19 protein-coding genes are annotated in these 20,887 nt (G+C 66.3%); 7 read left to right on the top strand and 12 right to left on the bottom strand.

What is annotated here, in order from left to right; genetic code table 11:
* Positions 1-142: 142 nt before the first annotated feature.
* Positions 143-1,039, bottom strand: a complete 897-nt coding sequence (locus tag OG203_RS01580) for an alpha/beta fold hydrolase (protein WP_405163843.1) — start codon at positions 1,037-1,039, stop codon at positions 143-145.
* Between the two features lie 577 nt (positions 1,040-1,616).
* Between OG203_RS01580 and OG203_RS01575 the strand changes: the two genes are divergently transcribed.
* Positions 1,617-2,645, top strand: a complete 1,029-nt coding sequence (locus OG203_RS01575) for a methyltransferase (protein WP_405163842.1) — start codon at positions 1,617-1,619, stop codon at positions 2,643-2,645.
* Between the two features lie 218 nt (positions 2,646-2,863).
* Here OG203_RS01575 and OG203_RS01570 read toward each other — a convergent pair whose 3' ends face one another.
* The 6 genes from OG203_RS01570 to OG203_RS01545 all read right to left on the bottom strand — a co-directional run bounded on the left by OG203_RS01570 (position 2,864) and on the right by OG203_RS01545 (position 8,483).
* The gene (locus tag OG203_RS01570) at positions 2,864-3,724 is read right to left on the bottom strand and encodes an NAD-dependent protein deacetylase (protein ID WP_405163841.1); all 861 of its coding nucleotides are present in this window, start codon (positions 3,722-3,724) and stop codon (positions 2,864-2,866) included.
* A gap of 22 nt (positions 3,725-3,746) precedes the next feature.
* Positions 3,747-4,397, bottom strand: a complete 651-nt coding sequence (gene lexA / locus OG203_RS01565) for a transcriptional repressor LexA (protein WP_405163840.1) — start codon at positions 4,395-4,397, stop codon at positions 3,747-3,749.
* Positions 4,398-4,462: 65 nt separating this feature from the next.
* Entirely contained in the window at positions 4,463-4,840 is a 378-nt protein-coding gene (locus tag OG203_RS01560; protein ID WP_405163839.1) for a VOC family protein, read from the bottom strand.
* Between the two features lie 405 nt (positions 4,841-5,245).
* On the bottom strand, positions 5,246-6,715 hold the full coding sequence (locus OG203_RS01555; protein WP_405163838.1) for an FAD-dependent monooxygenase: 1,470 nt from the start codon (positions 6,713-6,715) through the stop codon (positions 5,246-5,248).
* Between the two features lie 11 nt (positions 6,716-6,726).
* Positions 6,727-7,308, bottom strand: coding sequence for a PadR family transcriptional regulator (locus tag OG203_RS01550; protein WP_405163837.1), 582 nt, complete (start codon positions 7,306-7,308; stop codon positions 6,727-6,729).
* A 50-nt stretch (positions 7,309-7,358) separates the two neighbouring features.
* Complete coding sequence (locus OG203_RS01545; protein ID WP_405163836.1) at positions 7,359-8,483, bottom strand: FAD-dependent oxidoreductase; 1,125 nt, start codon at positions 8,481-8,483, stop codon at positions 7,359-7,361.
* Positions 8,484-8,923: 440 nt separating this feature from the next.
* Here OG203_RS01545 and OG203_RS01540 point away from each other — a divergent pair, with 440 nt between their 5' ends.
* On the top strand, positions 8,924-10,159 hold the full coding sequence (locus tag OG203_RS01540) for a lipase family protein (protein WP_405163835.1): 1,236 nt from the start codon (positions 8,924-8,926) through the stop codon (positions 10,157-10,159).
* 215 nt (positions 10,160-10,374) lie between these two features.
* Here the strand turns inward: OG203_RS01540 and OG203_RS01535 are convergent, their stop codons facing one another.
* The 4 genes from OG203_RS01535 to OG203_RS01520 all read right to left on the bottom strand — a co-directional run bounded on the left by OG203_RS01535 (position 10,375) and on the right by OG203_RS01520 (position 14,307).
* Entirely contained in the window at positions 10,375-12,669 is a 2,295-nt protein-coding gene (locus OG203_RS01535; RefSeq protein WP_405163834.1) for a molybdopterin-dependent oxidoreductase, read from the bottom strand.
* Between the two features lie 93 nt (positions 12,670-12,762).
* Complete coding sequence (locus OG203_RS01530) at positions 12,763-13,239, bottom strand: nitroreductase family deazaflavin-dependent oxidoreductase (RefSeq protein ID WP_405163833.1); 477 nt, start codon at positions 13,237-13,239, stop codon at positions 12,763-12,765.
* A 187-nt stretch (positions 13,240-13,426) separates the two neighbouring features.
* Entirely contained in the window at positions 13,427-13,903 is a 477-nt protein-coding gene (locus OG203_RS01525) for a DUF1772 domain-containing protein (protein WP_405163832.1), read from the bottom strand.
* Between the two features lie 74 nt (positions 13,904-13,977).
* Positions 13,978-14,307, bottom strand: a complete 330-nt coding sequence (locus tag OG203_RS01520) for a rhodanese-like domain-containing protein (protein WP_405163831.1) — start codon at positions 14,305-14,307, stop codon at positions 13,978-13,980.
* A gap of 85 nt (positions 14,308-14,392) precedes the next feature.
* Here OG203_RS01520 and OG203_RS01515 point away from each other — a divergent pair, with 85 nt between their 5' ends.
* The 4 genes from OG203_RS01515 (at position 14,393) to OG203_RS01500 (ending at position 18,914) form a co-directional block, all read left to right on the top strand.
* Positions 14,393-14,836 carry a MarR family winged helix-turn-helix transcriptional regulator gene (locus tag OG203_RS01515; protein WP_405163830.1) on the top strand — a complete coding sequence of 148 codons (444 nt, stop codon included), beginning with the start codon at positions 14,393-14,395 and terminating at the stop codon, positions 14,834-14,836.
* A gap of 153 nt (positions 14,837-14,989) precedes the next feature.
* On the top strand, positions 14,990-17,314 hold the full coding sequence (locus OG203_RS01510) for an MMPL family transporter (RefSeq protein ID WP_405163829.1): 2,325 nt from the start codon (positions 14,990-14,992) through the stop codon (positions 17,312-17,314).
* A 27-nt stretch (positions 17,315-17,341) separates the two neighbouring features.
* Positions 17,342-18,274, top strand: coding sequence for a TIGR03621 family F420-dependent LLM class oxidoreductase (locus OG203_RS01505; RefSeq protein ID WP_405163828.1), 933 nt, complete (start codon positions 17,342-17,344; stop codon positions 18,272-18,274).
* Positions 18,275-18,398: 124 nt separating this feature from the next.
* Positions 18,399-18,914 (top strand): MarR family winged helix-turn-helix transcriptional regulator, encoded by a 516-nt coding sequence (locus tag OG203_RS01500; RefSeq protein WP_405163827.1) that lies wholly within the window; start codon positions 18,399-18,401, stop codon positions 18,912-18,914.
* Here the strand turns inward: OG203_RS01500 and OG203_RS01495 are convergent.
* Positions 18,874-20,064 (bottom strand): amidohydrolase family protein, encoded by a 1,191-nt coding sequence (locus OG203_RS01495; protein ID WP_405163826.1) that lies wholly within the window; start codon positions 20,062-20,064, stop codon positions 18,874-18,876. The genes OG203_RS01500 and OG203_RS01495 overlap by 41 nt on opposite strands.
* A gap of 94 nt (positions 20,065-20,158) precedes the next feature.
* On the opposite strand from OG203_RS01495, the gene OG203_RS01490 reads away from it, so the two are divergent.
* Positions 20,159-20,764 (top strand): nuclear transport factor 2 family protein, encoded by a 606-nt coding sequence (locus tag OG203_RS01490; RefSeq protein ID WP_405163825.1) that lies wholly within the window; start codon positions 20,159-20,161, stop codon positions 20,762-20,764.
* Positions 20,765-20,887 lie beyond the last annotated feature (123 nt).

The raw sequence follows: 20,887 nt of genomic DNA, 5'->3' as shown, positions 1-20,887 counted from the left end.
CGGGACCGCCTGCACTGGCACGGTCACGCACTCGTTCTGCCATCGAAGACAGCCCACCCAGGTCACAGCGTCGGCAGTGGGCAAACTCCCCTGGCGCGGGCCATGAAATTCCGCCTCATACAACGGGATAGATGTCTCACAATCAGCGGGCGGTCGCCTCCGCGCGGTGGACGAGTTCGCCGATGTGGTCGGCGAAGGTCGGCCACAGTTCGCGGGGCAGGTGGTGGCCCATGCCGTCGAAGACGACCAGTGTCGCGCCGGGGATGGCTTGGGCGGTGGCGTGGCCGCCGCTGACGTCACACATCAGGTCGTTCGCGCCGTGCAGCACGAGGGTGGGGAGGTGCAGCGTCCGCAGCTGTGTTGTTCGGTCGCCGGAGGCGAGCACGGCGACGAAGTGGCGCATCATCGCCTCGTGGTCGCGTCCTCGGTCGTAGACGCGTCCGGCGGTTTCGGCGACCGCGGTCTCGTCGAACGCGAACGCTGGCGACCAGATCGCGCGGGAGGCGCGCAGTTGCCAGTCGATGTAGCTCTGCCGGTCGTTCGGTTGCGGGCCCAGGGGTCCGATGGCGGCGAAATCGGCGTCGCCGACGCCGGGGGCGCCGGTGCGGGAACTGATCGATGTCAGTGATCGGACGCGGTCGGGATACTCGATCGCGATGGTCTGCGCGATCATTCCGCCCATGGACAGCCCGACCAGGTGGGCGCTGGCGTAGCCGAGCGCGTCGAGGAGGCCGACGGCATCGGCGGCCATGTCCGACAGGTTGTAGGACGCGGTGGCGAGGTCACCGGCCATCGCCGCCGGCATATCGACGACCGGTGCGGCGGTCATGTGGGTGGAGTGGCCGGTGTCCCTGCTGTCGAAGCGGATGACGTGCAGGCCGCGTTCGACCAATTCGGTGCAGAACTGGTCGGGCCAGTTGATCATCTGTGCGCCACCCCCCATGAGCAGCAGTACGGGCGGCAATGTCGGGTCGCCGAAGCGCTCATAGGCGATGTCGATCCTTGCCGGTCCGACGTTCAGCGCTTTCTCCTCAGCCACTGTTTCTCCCTCTCGATACCTCACACCAGAACTCTGTCAGCGCCCGAAAACGCTGCCCGGCGGCCACACCGACTCGGGCTTGCGAGTATGCGGCACAGACGGGGCCTTGCCGCAAGCCCACCTGTGCGATATACCTTTGAACGGGAAGAGTTTCCAGGCCGCCAAATAGCCCCGTTCGGCACTCTCTGCGTATTTACATCAGACGCACGCCCAATCATTCGATCGGCGATTCCCAGGGAAACTCCGCCGTAGCAGCCTGCCGCATACGGCAATCGGCTCATATTCGGCATCGAATGCCGAGACGCATTCCATGCAGAAGCCGCAGTAAGGGTTCCGGACCGGTGAGATCGCGTACTCGACCGTCGCGGGTTCCCTCTTGCCCAGATACTCCACGACACGAGCACGTATATCGTCACGCACCTGCTCGGACCTCCGAATTACCTAGCCGCGTGATCTACGTAGTTTTCGCCGACGCGACGACTATCTCTGCGAGGGCATTGTCGGTTCCAGCACAGCGATGCTGGCGAACGCGGCGACGACGGAGCCGCGCCGAATATGTTCGAGGAGTGCAGGCGTGATGACCGAGACCGAGATCGTTGTTGGACCGCCGCCGAGTGCGGTGATGGTGCAGTTGTTGGGTGGCTTCCAGGTGTCCCAAGCCATATACGTGGTCGCCGAGCTGGGGGTGGCCACGATCCTCGAGCAGGAGGGGCCGAAGACCGTTGCCGAACTTGCCGAACGCACCGGCGCCCAGCGTGAGCCGTTGCATCGGCTTCTGCGGGTGCTGGCGGCGCTGGGAGTCTTCGCCACCGAGGGCGAGTACGTCACTGTCACGCCCGTCGGCGCCACGCTGTCGGAGAAGCATCCGCAGTCGCTGCACGGCATAGCTCGTATGTGGATGGAGACCCACTATCTGCCCTTCAGCGAGCTCGGCCACAGTGTGCGCACGGGCAGGCCCGGCTCGGACAAGTACCTCGGTGAGCCGTTCTTCGACTGGATCGGCGCCGACGCGCAGCGAGAAGTTCTGTTCAGTCAGGCGATGGCCGACATCACCTCGAGCCTGCGCACCGGCATGTTCGACGGCTACCAGCTCCCGCCGGGACGCGTCGTCGCCGACATCGGTGGGTCCGACGGCAGCGTATTGGTCGAGCTGCTCACTCGTGACGGCGACGCCGAGCGCCGCGGCATCTTGTTCGATCGGCCTACCACGGTGCCTGCGGCAGAGGGCACCCTGGCCGAGGCAGACCTCACCAACCGGGTTGAGGTGGTTGCCGGAGATTTCTTCATCGAGGTTCCCTCTGCGGACATCTACGTCTTGAGCTACATCCTCCACGACTGGAACGACCAGGAAAACCGGCGCATCCTGGCATCGATCGCGGCCGCGGCTGCCCCGGGAGCCCGCCTGCTGATCATCGAGGGCGTGGTCCCCGACGGGGACGAACCGCACCTGACCAAAGCCATCGATCTGACAATGCTTGGCATGTTGACCGGCAAGGAGCGTAGCGAGCAGGAGTACCGCGATCTTCTCGATAGCAGCGGCTTCACCCTCGACCGTATCGTTGCTACACCCAGTCCATTCTCGATCCTCGAAGCCACGCTGCGCTGATTGCCCCCGCTTCGTGAAGCCTGAAGTGAGTGGCTCCGTGACATTTGGCCACGGAGCCACCGCCAAACCTGTTGGCGCCCACTGCTACTCGTTTCGGCAAGGGCGACGGTGACCTGACCGACGCGGTGCGCGGGGCCCGGTGGCCGGACTTCTCGGCCACCCCGGCTCCGCTCGGCGGCATGAGCATGACCGACTACCGGAACCCCGATAAAACTCGACTACACCGCCGACGATCCAGCCAGCACCCGCGCATCCCCGAGAGTGTCGGCTAGCGCGACCAGCGCACTCGAGCATCCGGCATCAACGGTGAGCGACGCCAACTCATCCCCGCGCGTCTTTCCGCGATTGACGATCACCACCGGCCGCCCATGTTTCACCGCGTGCCGCACGAACCGCAGCCCCGACATGACCGTCAGCGACGACCCAGCCACCAGCACCGCATCCGCGTCATCGACGAGTTCGAACGCCGCCGCCACCCGATCCTTCGGCACATTCTCCCCGAAATACACGATGTCGGGCTTCAGCATTCCCCCGCAGCCGGCACAATCGACCATCCGGAAACTGTCGGTATCGGCGACAACCGCGTCCGCGTCGGGTGCGACTTCCACCCCATTCGTCGTCGCTCCCTCGGCGAAACCGGGATTCGCCGCTTCGAGCCGCTCGGCCAACGCCATCCGTGAAATCAACCCGGCACAGCTCAAACACCGCACCCGCGCATACGTGCCGTGCAGATCGATCACCCGGCGATGCCCGGCCTTCGTATGCAGCAGATCCACATTCTGGGTGATCAGACCGCTCACCACACCCATTCGCTCGAGCCGTGCCAGCGCGCGATGCCCCGGATTGGGCCGCGACGCGTCCATTCGCCGCCACCCGATGTGGTTGCGCGCCCAATACCGCTGCCGGAACACCGCGTCACCGACGAACTGCTGATAGGTCATCGGATTGCGCGGCGGCGAGGCTGGACCGCGATAGTCGGGGATACCGCTGTCGGTCGACACACCGGCACCGGTGAGCACCACCACCCGGCGACCGGCCAGCAACTCGACAAGCCGCTCGAAGTCCGCGATGTCCGACATCAGTTCAGCGTACGACGACCCCTCAGACGCGGCGCATCACCGAGACCACCGTGCCGAGAACAGCGGCCTTATCACCATCGATGACCTCGTAGGCAGGGTTGCGCGGCTCGAGATACACGTGACCGTCGCGGCGCCGATACACCTTCACCGTCGCCTCGCCGTCGATCATCGCGGCAACGATCTGCCCCGAATGCGCCTCGTTCTGTTGACGCACCACCACGATGTCGCCGTCACAGATCGCCGCGTCGATCATCGAATCCCCGCGCACCCGCAGCCCGAACACCGTGCCGCGCCCGACGAGCTGACGCGACATCGTCACCATGTCGTCGGTGTGCTCCTCGGCCAGGATCGGCGTGCCCGCCGCGATATCACCGACCACCGGCACCGCCACCGAATCCTCGTTGGATTCCCGCGGCGCCGCGCCCTGCAGGAACATCCGCACGTCGATCGGCCGCGACATGGTCTCGCTGCGCCGCAGGAATCCCTTCTCCTCCAGGCTGTTCAGATGTTTGGACACCGACGACGATGACCGCAACCCCACCGCGTCCCCGATCTGCCGGGAGTTCGGCGCGTAGCCTTGGCGCACCACCCAGTCGCGGATGGTGGCGAGGATGCGTTGCTGCCGCTCCGGCAGCCGGGAAGTGTCGAGATGCTCGAGGTCGTCGTAGGTCACCGGGGCATCGTAGAGGTCAACGCCGATCACACCGCCGCACAGGCCATTCCAGTGGTGTGTCGCGGTCAGTCCTGGCTGCCGCGTTCGGATGTGCTTCGCTCGACACAGAATTCGTTGCCCTCGGGGTCGAGCAGGGTGACCCAGCCGCGACCGTCGGCGGTGCGGTGGTCGGCATAGAGTGTCGCGCCCAGGGTGATCAGGCGCTCGACTTCCTCGTCGCGGGTGCGTTCGGTGGGCAGCCAATCGAAGTGGATCCGGTTCTTCACCGTTTTGCCCTCCGGAACCCGGATGAACAAGAACCCGGGAACCGGCGCGTGCGCGCTCAACAGCGCCTCGTCGTCGTCCACGTCCTCCGCCAGCAGCGGCCAGCCGGTGGCGGCGCTCCAGAATGCCGCGAGCGTGGACGGATCGGCGCAGTCGATAGCGACGTGACGAAGAATCATGCGGGCGAGCCTAGCGACGCCCCGGACGTCGACGCACCACAATAAAGCCGCCTACGCATGGGATTGCCTGCGCGCCAAGCCTTTCCACCGAGCGGGTGCGTTACGCACCGTCTTGGTCCGATGTGAACAAGGCGAATCGAAGGGGGCTTCTCGATCGCGGCTATCTCCTTCTCGCCACGACCTGCGGACTGCCGTACGTGGCCGATCCCGGCGACGGACGGGGCGGCTTCGTAGGCGGCCGCAACCCGCGCCTGCTGTTGGTCAACTCGAGCCTGCCGCAATTCCTCAGGAATACAGACCAGTTGAGTACGGGCCCTTACCTGTATCGACGCCGGCACCACCTTCGGACACGCTGCCTAGGCCCGGGCGATCAATGCGCCGAGGTCGTCAGCGTTTGCGGCGCGATCAACGGATACCGGCAGGGGATCCGGTGAGGGCGGGCGCGGGGGTGACCCAGCGATGGAGAGCGTCGGGCAGCCCGGTGTCGTGCGTGGGGGTGGTGCTCAGCCAGGCGGTGTGTCCGTCGGGGCGTAGTAGCAGTGCGCGGATATCCGGATGCGCCGGACAGTCCGCGCTGATCACGGTGACCGAGTCCGACCATGTCGAGAACGCTCGCTCGGGAGTCAGGTCCAGCAGCACCGGGCGGCCCGGGTGCAGCAGCGAGGCTAGGGTCGTTTCGCTGTCAGTGGTCGTCAAGGGGAGGTTGGGGGCGAGGCGGCCGAGCCAGGGGTGCTCGCCGGGGAGGTAGCAGGTGGCGAGGCCGGTCAGGATCTCGGTCAGGGCGCGGTTGCCCGCCGGGTGTGCCGCGACCCGCTGGACCAGGTCGGCCAGCGGTGACTCGCGGTCGTTGAGCAGGACCTGCGCGCTCTGGTTCGCCAGGAGTGCTTGGCCGGTGGCGTGCCGTTCGTCGTGGTAGGTGTCGAGCAGGCCTTCGGGTGCGGTGCCGCGGACCGTGGCGGCGAGTTTCCAGCCAAGGTTGAACGCGTCGTCTATCGCCACGTTGACGCCGATGGCCCCGGCGGGCGGGAAGATGTGCGCCGAGTCTCCGGCCAGTAGCACGCGTCCTGCGCGGAAGCGAGCGGCCAGGCGCGCGGCGTCCCCGAACCGGGTCAGCCATCGTGGTGCGCGCAGTTCGGTTTGTCGGCCGAGGGCTTCGGAGACTTGGGATTGCAGCAACTCCAGCGTTACCGGGGTGTCCTTGTCCGCGGGCGGGTCCGTTTCGCGCACGATGACGCGCACGTAGCCCGGCCGTGGGATGACGAACACGTCGCGCCCGTTCGATCCGGCCGAAAGTCCGTACGGCAGATCGCATTCGACGTCGCCGAGCAAGACGAAGAAGGTGGCGTCGGTGCCGGGGAACGCGATTCCCGCGCTCTTGCGGACGACGCTTCGACCACCGTCACAGCCGACGAGATACCGCGCGGTCAGGTGGGTGAGGTCCCCTCCGCTAAGCACCGTCGCGGTCACCGACTCCGCGTCCTGTTCGATTCCACGAACCTCGCGACCGCGTAACACGTTGGCCCCCAACGCGATAGCTCGCTCGGCCAATACCTCTTCGACGCGAGTCTGCGCGATCCCCAACGAGAACGGGTGATCGGTCCATGTCCCCGCCAGCGACAGCGGCTGCACGATCCCGGTAGCCGGTACGTTCGGCACTTGATGACCTTCGGCAATGAACCCCTCGGCCAGTCCGCGTCGCTCGAGCAGGTCCAGTGAACGAGCGTTGAGGTTGTAGCCCCGGCACCACAGCGGTTCCAGCGCACGCTCGAGGACAGTCGCACGTACCCCGGCGAGCGCGAGTTCATAGGCGAGCATCAGCCCCGCCGGGCCCGCGCCGACAATCAACACCTCGGTATCCAGCGCATGGTCAGACATCGTGTTCCCCCTCAGAACGTGCCGGGCTCGGGCCAGGCGAGTGAGCCGTCGCGGATCTCGGCGATGATCTGCCGCGTCCACTCCAGTTCGGCCTGCCAGGCATGGCGCACGTACTCGACTTCGATCATGAACAGCCGCGGCGCTCCCGCACCAACGGTCTCCTCGAGTGCGGTATCCGCACCCGCAATACGGTCGACCAGATGGCGAGCGCGCTCCTCGAGCGCATCGACCGCGCGGACCGGGCCAAGCGCGCCCAGGTAGCTGACCGCGGCAATGAACTTCGGAAACTCCGCGACCGGGGTCCGCACCAATTCATCGAGCCACGAGACGAACTCCGCGCGCCCGAGTTCGGTGTGCGCGTAGACCGTTCGCTCCGGGCGATTGCCCGCGCGGACCGTCTCGACCGGCTCGATCCAGCCGTGCCGCGCAAGCGCCTCGACCGTGTCGTACAGCGAACCAGAGTTGATTTTGAAACTGCCGTCCTTATGACGTTCCCGCAGCGTGGCAGCCATCTCATAGGGATGCATCGGTCGCTCGATGAGCAGCCCGAGCAGTGCCAGAGCCAGCGTATTGGTGACCTTGCGCCGTACCACGATTAGTCGCTCCCTATTAGTCGGAACCGACTATACGCGCTCGCGCGAGTTCAGGACAGTTTCGCCGTGGGGGCGAAGGCGGGCAGTTTGTCGAGGCTGCTTTGCACGGCTTCGTCGCCGTAGACGAACATCTGCCGCTCGTACTCCTCGACCGCGCCGAGCAAGTCCTGGCGGCCTTCGTCGGCTTCGATCAGGCACCCGCGCAGCAGGTCGGCGTCGCGTAGTGCGGTGTTGGCGCCGTTGCCGCCGGTCGGTGAGGTGGCGTGGATCGCGTCGCCGAGCAGTGTGACCGGGCCTGGCGCCCAACGCTTTCCGGGCTTGACCACCCGGATCGACAGCAGCGTGCTGTTGTCCGGGTCGGCTTGCTCGATCAGCGCGCGCAGCAGCGGGTGCCAACCATCCATCCGCGACAGCACGGCGTCCTGCGCGGTCTGCTCTTCGAGTGAGCTGTGCGGGGGCAGGATCATGGCCCAGCGCACGTAGTCGCCGATGTCGGGCAGGTCGACTTCGGGGGCCAGTTGTTCGGCGGCTTGCTTGGGCGGGGTGCGGAACTGCATCGCGCCGAGTAGCAGGCTGACGCCGTCGCCGGTGATCTTCGAGCCGTAGGTCTTGGACAGGTCCGCGAATTCGTCGGTCAGCGGTGTGCGGCCGATGACGAATCGGACGCCGGTGTCGGTCGGGGTGGTCTGCGGCGAGAGCACCCCGCGCACCGCGGAGGTGACCCCGTCCGCGCCGACGAGCAGGTCGGCGGTGGCCGGGTCGCGGCGGGCGAACCGGGCTTGGACGGTGCGGTCGGCCAGCACGTCGTAGCTGGTGAGTGCGGCGTCGGTGTGCACGGTCAGCCCGGTCAGCAGCAGGTGTCGTAGTACTTGTCGGTCGACGACGGTACCGGTGCGGCCCGCGCCGAGCCTGCCGATCTCGTTCAGCTGTGGGTCAAAGATCAACTGCTCGGCCGAGGCATCCATGACGATCTCGTCCAGCAGCGGGTGCCAGCGGGTCGGCAGGCAGTTGCGCACCGCTTGGAAACCGGTCGGGTTCAGCACGAGTCGGTAGCCCTGGAATCGGGCGACGATCCCCGGGTCGCGCTCGAATACCTCGGCCTCGATCCCGGCACCACGCAGACCCTGCGCGAGAGCCAGACCTCCCAGACCGGCTCCGACTACGGAAACTCGCATCACGTACCTCCGAAACATCGACACGAACTTAGTTCGTCGTGACGATCTAAGTTCTACCCAACGAACGTAGATCGTGTCAAGTCATAGCGTGGGACATGCCCGCCGATCCCCCGTCAACGCCGCGCAGCTCACCACATCCAGCCCGCAGCGTCGGCACGCAAGAAGCCGATCGCCCCTATCGACTCCCCGCCGACACGAAACGTCCACTCTCGCTGGGTGCGCAAATCCCGACTAGGTGGGCGCTGCTCCTCTTTGTGGCGGTCTCAGTGGCAGCAAGCTCATTCTCGTCCCGTGATCGCTGGCCTCGCTTGTAGTATTCCTCCTCCACCGCGAGCCCCGTCCACCATAAATATGGTCATGACACTTATCAGATCAATGGTTAGCCTCGGTACCCACTCTCGAAATCGACTGAGGGACAACCGAATGGGAGAGTTCCACCAATGAACCGGGTAGTGCGGCGGACGGTAGCGATGTTCGCGACACTGATTGCGTTACCGGCGATGTCGTTCGCCGCGGGATCAGCAGCCCACGCTGAAGCCGCGCTGCTGACGCCGACGGCAGATCCGTTCTATCGCGCCGAGGGTCCACTCACCGATGTCGCACCGGGCACCGTGCTGAAGACACGAACCGTCAAGCTCGCGCCGACGGGAACACAGCTGCCGCTCGACGCCACCCAGGTGCTGTACCGGACAACCGGCCAGCTCGGTGAGCCCGCCGCGACAGTGACCACCATCATCCGGCCGCCCGCCGCGTCGAGTCCGCTGCGCATCGTCTCCTACCAGAGCGCCTACGACGCGCTCGGCGCTCGCTGCGATCCGTCCTACACACTGCGCGGCGGCGGACCGCTCGCGACAGCCGATACGCCGGTTCTCGCCGGCTACCTCGCGGCCGGATTCACCGTCGTCTCGAGCGATTACGAAGGCGCGGAACTCGCATACGGCGCCGGACGCAAATCCGGAAACGCCACGCTGGACAGCATCCGTGCCGCATTGCACACCCTCGACGCTGCACCATCGACCCCGGTCGGCATGTCCGGCTTCTCCGGCGGTTCGATCGCCACCGAATATGCCGCCGAACTGGCGCCGACCTACGCGCCCGAGCTCAACATCGCCGGTGCCGCGCTCGGCGGCTACCCGGTCGACCTCGTCCACACCGTCTCCTACATCAACGGCAAACAGGAATGGGCGACGCTGATTCCGTACGTCCTGCTCGGCTCGGCACGCGGATTCGATATCGACCTCGATCCCTATCTCTCCGAATACGGCAAACACATACTCGCCCAGGTCGCCGACCAGTGCGCACCCGACGGCCCCAAATTCCCCGGCCTCCGCATCGAGCAGCTCCTACTGCCGGAGTATGCGGATTACCCGACCATCCCTGCGCTGGCGCCGATGATCGAGCAGGGACGAATGGGCACCACGGGCACCCCGACGGGACCATTGCTGCTCGGCGGCGGAAACTCCGACGGCACCGGTGACGGCGTCATCGTGGCCGCGGACGAACGCGCCCTCGCTGCCGAATACTGCCGCCGCGGCGTCCCCGTCCGCTACCAGGAATACCCCGGTGCCGACCACTTCCTCGCCGGTGCCATGTTCGTCCCCACCACCCTCCCCTTCTTCCAGGCGCAATTCGATGGCAAGGCCTTCGAGAACGGTTGCACCACCCTCAGCCGGTAGTAAGTCCTCGGGGATCACCACACGTCCCAGATTCCCGCCATGATCGCTTCGCGTATTTGTTCGCGCGCCGATTACAGCGGCCACTGCGCTGACCGGTGTGGCGGCGAGGTTCGCGCTGCCCATCGGAAGCACGTCCTCCACAGCGCGCGCCACCCAGTAGACCAATGTCATCAACGGCAAGTACGCATCCACCGCATCGCGGCGATCGGCCGTGGTTACGGAAGGTGCTGTGCCGCAACCGTGGCGGGCGGCTGGTTCACCGTTAGGTCTGGCACCTCGCCCGCATACCGCTCGATATCGACCAGCGACAGCTGACCCGCGCAGCCCTGACTCAATGTCGACGATGGCCGGTCCGGGGTCAGCACGTTCGGGTTGCCGTGGCGGCAGAAGGTGGGGTCGGTCGGGTCGGGGTCGTACCAGGCCCCGGTGGACAGTTGCGCTACTCCCGGCCGGACCGCGTCGTCGATGACCAGTCCGGCCAGGCAGTTACCGCGTTTGCTGATGACGCGGACGATGTCGCCGTCGCGCAGGTCACGGGCCGCGGCATCGTCGGGGTGCATCCGAACCGGTTCGCGCGCAGCGATTTTGCTCGATTGGCTGTACGCGCCGACGTCGAGTTGGCTGTGCAGTTTGGTGCGCGGCTGGTTGGCCACCAGCTGCAGCGGGAACTCGGCGGCGGCCGCACCGCCCAACCATTCCTCGGGCGCCAACCACACCGGGTGGCCCGGGCAGTCGGCGTAACCGAAGCCGTCGATGGTGTCGGAGAAGATCTCGATCTTGCCGCTCGGGGTACCGAGCGGGAACCGCTGCGGGTCGGCGCGGAACTCGGCACCGAGTATCTGCTGCGGGTCGGGCACCGGCAGCTCGATGTGCTCGCTGGCCCAGAAGGTGTCGAAGTCGGGCAGCTCATGCCCGGAGTGGTGCAGCCGCCATTCCTCGTAGAGGTGGCGCAGCCACTCGTCGTCGGTGCGGCCCTCGGTGAATTCCTTGCCGATACCGAGACGTTCGGCCAACTCGCCGAAGATGGCGTAGTCGTTACGCGCCTTGCCGTGCGGCCTGGTGATCGCCTTCATCGGGAACAGCACGCGGTCGTTCTCCCCCGCGCCGTAGTCGTCGCGTTCGATCGACATGGTCGAGGGGAGCACGATATCGGCGTGCCGCGCGGTCGCGGTCCAGAACGGATCGTGCACCACCACCGTCTCGGGCCGGGCGAACGCCGCACGCAACCTGGCCAGATCCTGGTGGTGGTGAAAGGGATTCCCGCCCGCCCAGTAGACCAGTCGAATATCGGGATACACCAGGTGCTGCCCGTCGTAGTCGAAGGGTTGACCGGGATTGAGCAGCATGTCGGCGATCCGCGCGACCGGAATGAACGTATCGACCCCGTTGAGCCCCTGCGGCAGTCGCGGCGGTGAGAACTCCCGCGCGGGCTCGCCGACGCTGGCCGCCGACCCGTAGCCGTGCCCGAATCCACCACCGGGCAGCCCGATCTGGCCGAGCATCGCCGCGAGCACCACCCCCAACCACAGCGGCTGCTCACCATACTGCGCACGCTGCAACGACCAGCTCACCGTCAGAAAGGTCCGCGCCGACGCCATCTCCCGCGCCAACGTCCGGATGCGCTCAGCGGGCACGCCGGTGATCGACGCGGCCCACTCCGGCGACTTCACGACCCCGTCCGTTTCGCCGCGCACATAGCCGATGAAACGCTGGTAGCCGACGGTGTACTTGTCCAGAAAAGCCTTGTCCGCCAACCCTTCCGCATCCAACACCTGCGCCAGCGCGAGCATCAACGCCGTATCGCTGCCCGGTCGCGGCGCGAGCCACTCCGCCTGCGCCTGCGCCGGAATGTCGTCACGCAACGGCGTGATCGAGACGAACCGGCAGCCTCGCGCCCGCGCCGCACTGATCCAACCCCGCGTGTTGTGCCGTGACACACCACCCGGTGCCACCGCCGCGTTCTTCGGCGACAACCCGCCGAACGCCACCACCAACTCCGCGTGCTCCGCCAACACCGTCTTCGACGTCGCCCGCTCGAGCACCCAACCGAGATGGCCGAACACATGCGGCATCAATACCTGTGAAACCCCGAGGCTGTAGCTGTTGACGTGGCGCACATACCCGCCGAGGCAGTTCAGGAACCGATGCGCCTGACTCTGCGCATGATGAAAACGCCCCGCACTGGCCCACCCGTAGGATCCGCCGTACACGGCTTCGGCACCGTGCTCGCGATACACCCGCCCCAACTCCCCGGACAGCAGCTCCAGCGCCTTGTCCCATGACACCGGCACGAACGGCTCGTCGCCACGCCCGACCGCCCCCGGCCCGCGTGCCAACCATCCCTGCCGGACATAGGGTTGATCGACCCTGGTCGGATGATGCTGCGCGGACGCCACATTCTCGATCAGCCGCATCGGCTCCGGATCGCCGCGCCACGGCCGCACAGCGGTCAGCCGATCACCGTCGCTGTCCGCCTCGAAGGCTCCCCAGTGCGTCAGATGCGTGGTCACCACCCCACCGTAACCGGCCCCTCCGACAAAGTAGCGGCCACGTCCGCACCGTCAGAAACGGTGCGACTCACCCACGCCTGGAACAGTTTCCGGTCAGCTGCGGCGCAGTTCGAAAATCCGGAACTGCCGCCCACCGGAGAGCTCGTATTCCATCTCATAGCCCGGCCAGAACTCCACGGCCAGATCCCAGGCCAGTTTGCGATCGACACCGGTGAGCTCGGTGACCCCGACCGTGAACTGCTCGCCCTTGTGCCGGACGGTGGCGGTGTCGGCGGCCCGAAGATTGGCCGACCACACCGGATGCTTGGGGTTGCCCCAGTTGGAGCCCATGATGAGGAAGTCGTCGCCACGCGGGACGTAGAGCAGCGAGGTGGTTCGCGGCACGCCGGTCTTGCGACCGGCGACGGTGACCTCGATCGAGGGCAACCCGACCAGATCCAGCACGCCCATCCGCCCGTTCGTCCAGCGCCGAACGGCGCGCTCGACCGGAATCACGACCGGCGCCGTGCGCATGACCCAGCGCTGTTGGGCCAGCCTGCGAGCAACCGGCGGCAGCGGATTCGACACCATAGGCAAATCCTGACACGTCCCCGCTCGCCACAGGCAACGGCAGGCCGAGACCGAGGGGCATCTCACATCTACGTCATCGCAAAGTCGTTGACGGTCAACGCTTCCCGCATCACGAACGGTTCCGCCCCACACAGCAGAGCGCCGTACGATCGACCAGGTCGACCGCACGGCGCTCCAGCGATTTCCCTCAGGCCAGCGCGATGGCCGCACCCAAACCGGCAAGCGCGACGAACTGCAAGGCAACCCGGGCATTGACCACACTGTCCCACTTATCCTGCAGCGCACGGGCATTCGACGGCGTGATCCCCGCCTGCGCGGCGGCGGTCTGCTGCGTGTTCACCGGCTTGGCCACGCGAACGTAGATGCCCAACCAGGACACCAACGCCAGCACCGCGATCCCCGCGGCCACCGCCGCGCCGACGGAACCACCGATGGCCGCCAGCACCGCGGTCAACACCGCTGTGATGACGCCACCCGCGCCGATGATCGGCATCCGCCGGTCACCGTAGTAATGACCCCAGCCCGCCGAGGCGGTCACCGTCGCGTCGTCCAACCGCGCGTACACCGACCGCGTGATGAGGGCGTAGCAGGCGTCGGTGCCGTAGACGACCGCGTTGGCGAGCACCGCGACGATGCCGAGAACCTGAACGACTGTGCTGTACATGGGTGGACTCCGTCTCTAGATCTAGCGTTGCTAATGAATCTAGCACAGCTAGACAGAGGCGCAAGTCCTTGGTTTCAGGCGCCCTCCTCGACCGGAAGCCCGGCGTCCGCCCAATCCTGAATTCCCGCCCGATACGCCCGCACATTCGTGTACCCCAGCGCCCGCAGCTTGACGGCGACGTTCTCGCTGTTCCGGCACGCTTCGTTCGCGCAGTAGGTCACGATCGCCGCGCCGCGATCCGGAAGCAGTTGCCCGGCAGTCGATTCCACGTCGGACTCGACAAGGACCCGCGCGCCGGGCAGATGCGCCTTCTCGAAATATCCGGCCCCGAGCGTGTCGAGCACCGTCACCGAACCCGCCTCGATAGCGGCAGCCAACTCCTCGCGAGCAATGACGTCGGTCATGAGATTCCTTCCTCCGAATCCAAACTATGTGCGTGTGCACGCTACTATATACGTGCGGGCGCACACAAGTAGGTAAGATCGCACCGTGACCGACAACCACCGCGCAGCAGCCAACGCCTGGTCCGCACTACTGCGCGTACACGCCCAACTGGTGCCCCAACTCGACGCCGACCTGCGCGCCTCCGTCGGCCTCCCGCTCGCCTGGTACGACGTCCTGCTCGAACTCGATGGCGTCCCTCCCCTGCGCATGACCGACCTCGGCGCACGCGTCGTGCTCAGCCGCACCCGAGTAAGCCGCCTGGTCACCGAACTCGAAACCGCCGGACTTGTCACCCGCGAAGCCAACCCCGACGACGGCCGATCCGCCTTCGTCACCATCACCGACGCCGGACGCACCCGCCTCCACGACGCCGCCCCCCGCTACCTCGCAGGCATCCACCAACGCTTCGCCGGCAAACTCGACCCCGACGAACTGCGAACACTCACCACAACACTCGGCAAAATCCTTGGCCCAACAGACATTTCCTAGCAAAACTCTCAGGAAGACAGCTCCGCGGCACCGGTACTTTGGATAGCGCGCATATCGGGCGCGACCACCGGAAGGATGCAATCTCTTGATGATCGGTGCCCTCAGGCCGCTCCCTGCCCGACCGTCCAGTCCGCACTTCCGAAGAGCCGCCTGATGTTCGCGCGCTGGGGAGACTTCGTCTATCGGTTCCGCATCGTCGTCATCGTCGGCATCGGCGCCACACTGCTCGCCCTCGGCGGGTACGGCGCAGACCTGTCCCGGCATCTGACCTCCAGCGGATTGGACGACCCCACCTCGGAATCGGCCAAGGCCGCACACATATCCGACCAAGCATTCGGCCGCGACCACAAAGCCGACGTCATCCTGCTCTACACCGCACCCCCCGGCGTCTCACTCGACGACCCGGAATTCAGCGGCAAGATCATCGCCAACCTCGACAGCCTGCAACCCGAGCACCCCAACGAAATCCAGCAGGTCAACGGCTCCTACTGGAAGACAGCGAACGCCCCACAGCAACCAAGCTTCTTCGGCCGACCTGACCTGAACCGCGCCTTCGCCTCCGTCGCCATCAAAGGCGACACCGACACCGACGTGGCGAACAACTACCAGAAAGTCAAGGACGCCTTCGACATTCCGGGCATCGACGTCCAAGTCGCCGGACTGCAACCCGTCGCAGGAACCCTGGCCTCCTCGCTCAACGAAGACATCCACCTCATGGAAGTCGTCGCGTTCCCCCTCGTGGCCGTGCTCCTGTTCTTCATCTTCGGCGGATTGGTCGCCGCCGCACTACCCCTGATCGTCGGCGGGCTCACCGTGATGGGCGCCAACGGCATCCTCCGTGGCCTCACCGAATTCACCGACGTCAATATCTTTGTCTCCGGCGTCGTCTCGATGATCGGCGTCGGCCTCGCCATCGACTACGGCCTGTTCATCGTGAGCCGATTCCGCGAGGAACTCGCCGAAGGCTACGACACCCGAACCGCCGTCCGCCGCGCCGTGATGACCGCGGGCCGCACCGTGCTGTTCTCCGCGACCATGATCATCGCCAGCCTCGGCGGCATGCTCCTGTTCCCGCAAGGCTTCCTCAGATCGATGGCCTACGGCTCCATCGCGACGGTCTCACTGGCCGCACTCACCGCCCTCACCGTGCTGCCCGCGATGCTCAGCGTCCTCGGCCCACGCGTGGACATGCTCGGCCTCAAACGCTTCGGCAAAACCAAGACCGCCGAAGAGGTCGAGAACAGTTTCTGGGGTCGCACCGCCCGCTGGGTGATGCAACACCCCAAACGGATCGCCATCCCGATCTGCCTCGGCCTGCTGCTGTTGATCATCCCGATGAAGAACATCGCCTTCGGCGGATTCAGCGAAACCTACCTGCCACCGGACAACCCGACCAGGATCGCCCAACAGGAATTCGACACCACCTTCCCCATCCGCAAAGCCGATCCCGTGCAGCTCGTGTTCATCTCCGAGAACGGGAACACCACCGGCATCGGCGACGTCGTCAAGCAGGCGAACCGAGCGCCCGGCCTGCTCACCCCGCCAGGCGCGACCGGCCCGTTCCACACACCGGAAACCTCGATCACTCACCCCGGCGTCTACCGCACCGACGCCGCGCTCGCCGTCAAGAACGCCGACACCACCATCGACTATCTGCGCGCGATCCCGCTCCCCGACGGCGTAACCATGCTCGTCGGCGGCACACCAGCGATCCAAAAGGACTCCATCGACGGCCTTTTGGGCCGCATCCCCTTCATGGTCGCGGTCGTCCTCTTCCTCACCACCATGCTCATGTTCCTGACCTTCGGCTCCCTCGTCCTACCGATCAAAGCCGCCCTGATGAGCGCACTCGGCCTAGGCACCACCCTCGGCATCCTCACCTGGATCTTCGTCGACGGACACGGATCAGGGTTACTCAACTTCACCCCGCAACCGATTCAAGCGCTCATCCTCGTACTGATCATCGCCATCATCTACGGCCTCTCCACCGACTACGAGGTATTCCTGTTGTCCCGCATGGTCGAAGCCCGCTCCAAGGGCGCGACCACCACCGAGGCGATCCGCACCGGCACCGCGCACACCGGCCGCATCATCACCGCCGCCGCACTAATCCTGCTCGTCGTCACCGGCGCGTTCGCGTTCTCCAAACTGGTGATGATGCAGTACATCGCCTACGGCATGATCGCCGCACTCATCATCGACGCCACCATCCTGCGCATGCTGCTGGTACCCGCCGTCATGAAACTCCTCGGCGACGACTGCTGGTGGGCACCGGCCTGGATGAAACGCCTGCACGAACGCGTCGGCCTCGGCGAACCGGTCCTCGCCGACGAGCACCCCGCCACTCGCAACATGACCGACCTCGTCGAAACCACCCCCGTCACCGACCCCGTCACGGTACGACTCCCCGTCCTCACCGCGGAACAGCCGAATTCGCCCTCAGCGGAACCACTTACGCCACACACCCGCCGGAATTAGCGTTGGCAGCTCGAAGGGAGGTCGAGCATGAACGCACCGATCAAGTTCTCGATGACCGCCGATGTGATCGAGGTCGGCTCCTGGCCGGACTTCGCCCGAGGATGCGAGCGCGAGGGCTTCGACGCCCTCATGGTTCCCGACCATCCCGGCTCGTTCGCCTCGCCATTCGTCGCCCTCGCCGCGGCCGCGACAGCCACGGAGACCATCCGGCTCGGGACCAACGTGGTCAACGCCGGGATGTGGGAGCCGTACCTGCTCGCGAGTGAGGTCGCCACGCTCGACCTCGTCTCGGGTGGGCGGGCACTGTTCGGGATCGGGGCGGGACACACCCCGGCGGAATGGACCATGCAGGGACGCCAGCACCCCTCGGCCGCCGCACGCGTCCATCGGATGATCGAAGTCACCGACACCACGCGGCAACTGCTCGCCGGTGACACCGTGACCTTCGCCGGTACACACGTTCAACTCAAAGACGCCGTGCTGACCCGACCACGACCGGTACAGGAGCCGGTACCAGTTCTGGTCGGCGGCAACGGCACTCGCGTCCTCCGATACGCCGCCGCGACCGCGGATATCATCGGCCTCTCCGGCCTCGGCCACACCCTGCCCGACGGTCACAGTCATGAAACCCGGTGGGCCCGCGATCAGATCGACGCACAGATCGACATCGCACGAACCGCCGCCGCAGGCCGCACACCCTCCTTCGAGGCACTCGTGCAACACGTGGAAATCACCGACGACGCCGAGGCCGCCTGCGCCCGCTTTGCCGAGGACATCCCGACCACCAGCGTCGCCGAGCTACTCAACGCTCCCTACGTGCTGATCGGCACGGTAGACGAGCTGGTCACCGAGGTGCGCGCACACCGGAAACGCTGGGGCTTCGACCGATTCGTCATCCGGGCCGCCGCCCGCCAAGCCGGTGCCCAACTCCTCGACGCACTCACCTCCGCAAAGGTCTAACACCCGCCACGCCGAACCCAGCACTACAGTCACCGACTGCTTGGGCACCGCCCTCGCCCTGGCTCCACCCACGGCGGGTGAGCCTCTCCGGGTTCTCATATACGTGTTGTTATATACTGCGTGGATGGCAGCCGACCAGAACGTGCCCAGCGGTGTCGATATCGCGATGCTGTTGCGGCGGGCGCAGCTGCGTAAGCAGACGGCCTGCGAGGCCGCGCTCGCTCAGGTCGGGGTGACATTGCCGCAGTGGGGCATGCTGTACGCCGTTGCGGCCGAGCCTGATTCCTCGACCCACGCGCTGGCCCTGTTCATCGGACAGTCCGATCAGTCGGCGGGCGCGGTGGTCGCCCGCCTCGAACAGCGAGGGCTGCTCGAACGCAGGCCCGGTGCCGGTAAGGCGATTCTGCACAGGATCACTCCGGATGGTGCGGAACTCCTGCAACGCTGCAACACCATTGCCGAGGACGTCATGACCCGGCTGCTCACCGGTCTCACCGATCAGAGTCTTCGGATACTGCGGACCTCGTTGGGGTCGATCGCCGATGCCGCCCTCCCAGCGCCTAACAGCTCGGATGCCGGGAGGGGGCCTGGCGATCCGCTCAGCGGGCTGTCCTGGATCCGCTCCGCCACACCTCCCTGATCGACAGGGTGTCGGCGATCGTGCTGGTGGGGTCGCCGCCGACCAGCAGCAGATCGGCCCGCGCGCCAGGGGTGATCCGGCCACGGTCATGGAGGCCGAATGTCGTCGCGGGCAGGCTGGTGGCGGCCCGTAGCGCCTCGACCGGGGTGAGACCCGCCCGGACGAGAAGCTGTAGTTCGCCGTGCAGGCTCACACCGTGTGCCATGCCGCGCGCACCGAAGTGATAATTGGCGTCCGAGCCGGCGAGGATCGGTACGCCGGCGGCATGTAACGCCCGCACCGCGGCGAGTGCGGCATCGAAGTTGCCGGTCGGGAGCGTGTCGAATTGAGCGCCGAGATTGTCCGACCAGGCCTGCGGCAGGCGCCCGGCGACCCGGCTGTCGCGCGCGAGGCCGGCACCGAGGCGCTGGTTGGTGATCGAGGCAAGGAGGTTCAGCGTCGGGATCATGAAAACCCTTGCCGCGGTGAACGCCTCGACCAGATCGGGCGTGCACGGGCCGTCGATGAACAGGTGGGTAAACCCGTCGACGCCAGCGGCCAACGCCGCCCGAGTCGCCTCGATGGTCAAGGCGTGGGCGAGCACCATGCGGTCGCGGTCGTGCGCGGCGACCACCGTCGCCTTGACGATGTCCGCATCGATGACGGGGACCTCCTTGCCGAGCGTCTCGCCGCTTTCGATCATCACCTTGATGTAATCGGCTCCCTCCGCGATCCGCGCGTCGACGAAACCGGCGGCGTCCTCGGGCCGGGCGACCGTCGGCAACTCAGGGTCGTTCACGCTGCCTCGCAGCTGAGTCGGATGCCCGCCGGGCGCCGTGATGCCCACCGAGGATGAACGGACATCCGCGATATCGGTCCGTTCGGCGGCGGCGCGACGAAGCGCATCCATCGTGCTCGGGAACGAGAACAGATCGAGCTCGGTGGTCACGCCGAACCGCAGGGCCTGGCCGAGCATTTCCAGGTCGGCGTGGGTATGCGCGTCGATCAGGCCGGGCAGCAGCGTGGCGCCGCTGCCGTCGATTCGCTCGACCCCGGCGGGCACGGGTGCGCCGACCGCGACGATCCGCGCACCCGCCACCTCCACTGTCCGCACGCCGATCGGCTGCTCGCCGTCGAACACCCGAGCACCCTCGATGACATATCTCGTCATGATCACTCCTATATACGTCTTGGTATACACTAAACCATATATGCGGAGTCTGCGGCGATGCGACAAGACTTCGGCCCGATCAAAGGAGTGCGCGATGCGACCCCTGTCCGAAAATGACTCCGAGCTGGCGAAGGTGCTGACCCTGGTCACCCATGAGCGACAGGCCCGCGACCGGGGGTGGTGGTCCATCCTCACGCGGTGCTACACGCCCGAGGCGACGATCCAGACAAGCTGGTTCGACGGCACCGCGGTCGAGTACATCGAGGTGTCCAAGCGCGTGTTCGACCACACCCCGTCCAACCACCGCCTCGGACAGCCCGTCATCGACGTCAACGGCACCCGCGCGATCGTCGAGGTGCCGATAACCATCGAGATGCGCGACACCTTCCGCGGCGTCGAGGTCGACCTCACCTCGTACTTGCGGATGCTGCATCGCGCCGAGAAGGGGAACAGCGGCTGGCGGTTCGCCGCGTCGGTGGCGATCTTCGACCACGACACGATGACCCCGGCTCTGCCCACCGCCCCGCCGACACTGCACCCGGAAGACCTCGAGGGCGCTCGGCCGTCCTATCGCATGCTGCGCCTGTGGATGACCGAGCGCGGGTACACCGTCCCCACCGATCGCTACGGCATCGACCGGCCCGCCGAGCTCACCACGCTGTATGACGCGGCGTACGACTGGGCCGGTCTGGCGCGCTGACCTGGTCAGCCACCTGCACTACGCCGCAGTGCCCCGACCCGTAAGAGGGTCGGGGCACGATTCGGTTCGGGCAGATGCCGCACCGCTACGACGAGCCCGCCCCTCTTCTCTTGGCTGATGAGG

It is taken from the genome of Nocardia sp. NBC_01499 (assembly GCF_045040275.1).
Lineage (GTDB): Bacteria > Actinomycetota > Actinomycetes > Mycobacteriales > Mycobacteriaceae > Nocardia.
Note: the sequence above shows the minus strand (reverse complement) of the source record. Positions and strands in the feature narration are given on the sequence as shown.

Bases quoted from the DNA above. Each gene is read 5' to 3' on its own strand.
- OG203_RS01545 (WP_405163836.1), bottom strand. From the start codon at position 8,483: ATGCGAGTTTCCGTAGTCGGAGCCGGTCTGGGAGGTCTGGCTCTCGCG.
- OG203_RS01510 (WP_405163829.1), top strand. From the start codon at position 14,990: ATGTTCGCGCGCTGGGGAGACTTCGTCTATCGGTTCCGCATCGTCGTC.
- OG203_RS01540 (WP_405163835.1), top strand. From the start codon at position 8,924: ATGAACCGGGTAGTGCGGCGGACGGTAGCGATGTTCGCGACACTGATT.
- OG203_RS01520 (WP_405163831.1), bottom strand. From the start codon at position 14,307: ATGACCGACGTCATTGCTCGCGAGGAGTTGGCTGCCGCTATCGAGGCG.
- OG203_RS01570 (WP_405163841.1), bottom strand. From the start codon at position 3,724: ATGTCGGACATCGCGGACTTCGAGCGGCTTGTCGAGTTGCTGGCCGGT.
- OG203_RS01525 (WP_405163832.1), bottom strand. From the start codon at position 13,903: ATGTACAGCACAGTCGTTCAGGTTCTCGGCATCGTCGCGGTGCTCGCC.
- OG203_RS01495 (WP_405163826.1), bottom strand. From the start codon at position 20,064: ATGACGAGATATGTCATCGAGGGTGCTCGGGTGTTCGACGGCGAGCAG.
- OG203_RS01530 (WP_405163833.1), bottom strand. From the start codon at position 13,239: ATGGTGTCGAATCCGCTGCCGCCGGTTGCTCGCAGGCTGGCCCAACAG.
- OG203_RS01500 (WP_405163827.1), top strand. From the start codon at position 18,399: ATGGCAGCCGACCAGAACGTGCCCAGCGGTGTCGATATCGCGATGCTG.
- OG203_RS01555 (WP_405163838.1), bottom strand. From the start codon at position 6,715: ATGTCTGACCATGCGCTGGATACCGAGGTGTTGATTGTCGGCGCGGGC.
- OG203_RS01575 (WP_405163842.1), top strand. From the start codon at position 1,617: ATGACCGAGACCGAGATCGTTGTTGGACCGCCGCCGAGTGCGGTGATG.
- OG203_RS01490 (WP_405163825.1), top strand. From the start codon at position 20,159: ATGCGACCCCTGTCCGAAAATGACTCCGAGCTGGCGAAGGTGCTGACC.
- OG203_RS01560 (WP_405163839.1), bottom strand. From the start codon at position 4,840: ATGATTCTTCGTCACGTCGCTATCGACTGCGCCGATCCGTCCACGCTC.
- OG203_RS01505 (WP_405163828.1), top strand. From the start codon at position 17,342: ATGAACGCACCGATCAAGTTCTCGATGACCGCCGATGTGATCGAGGTC.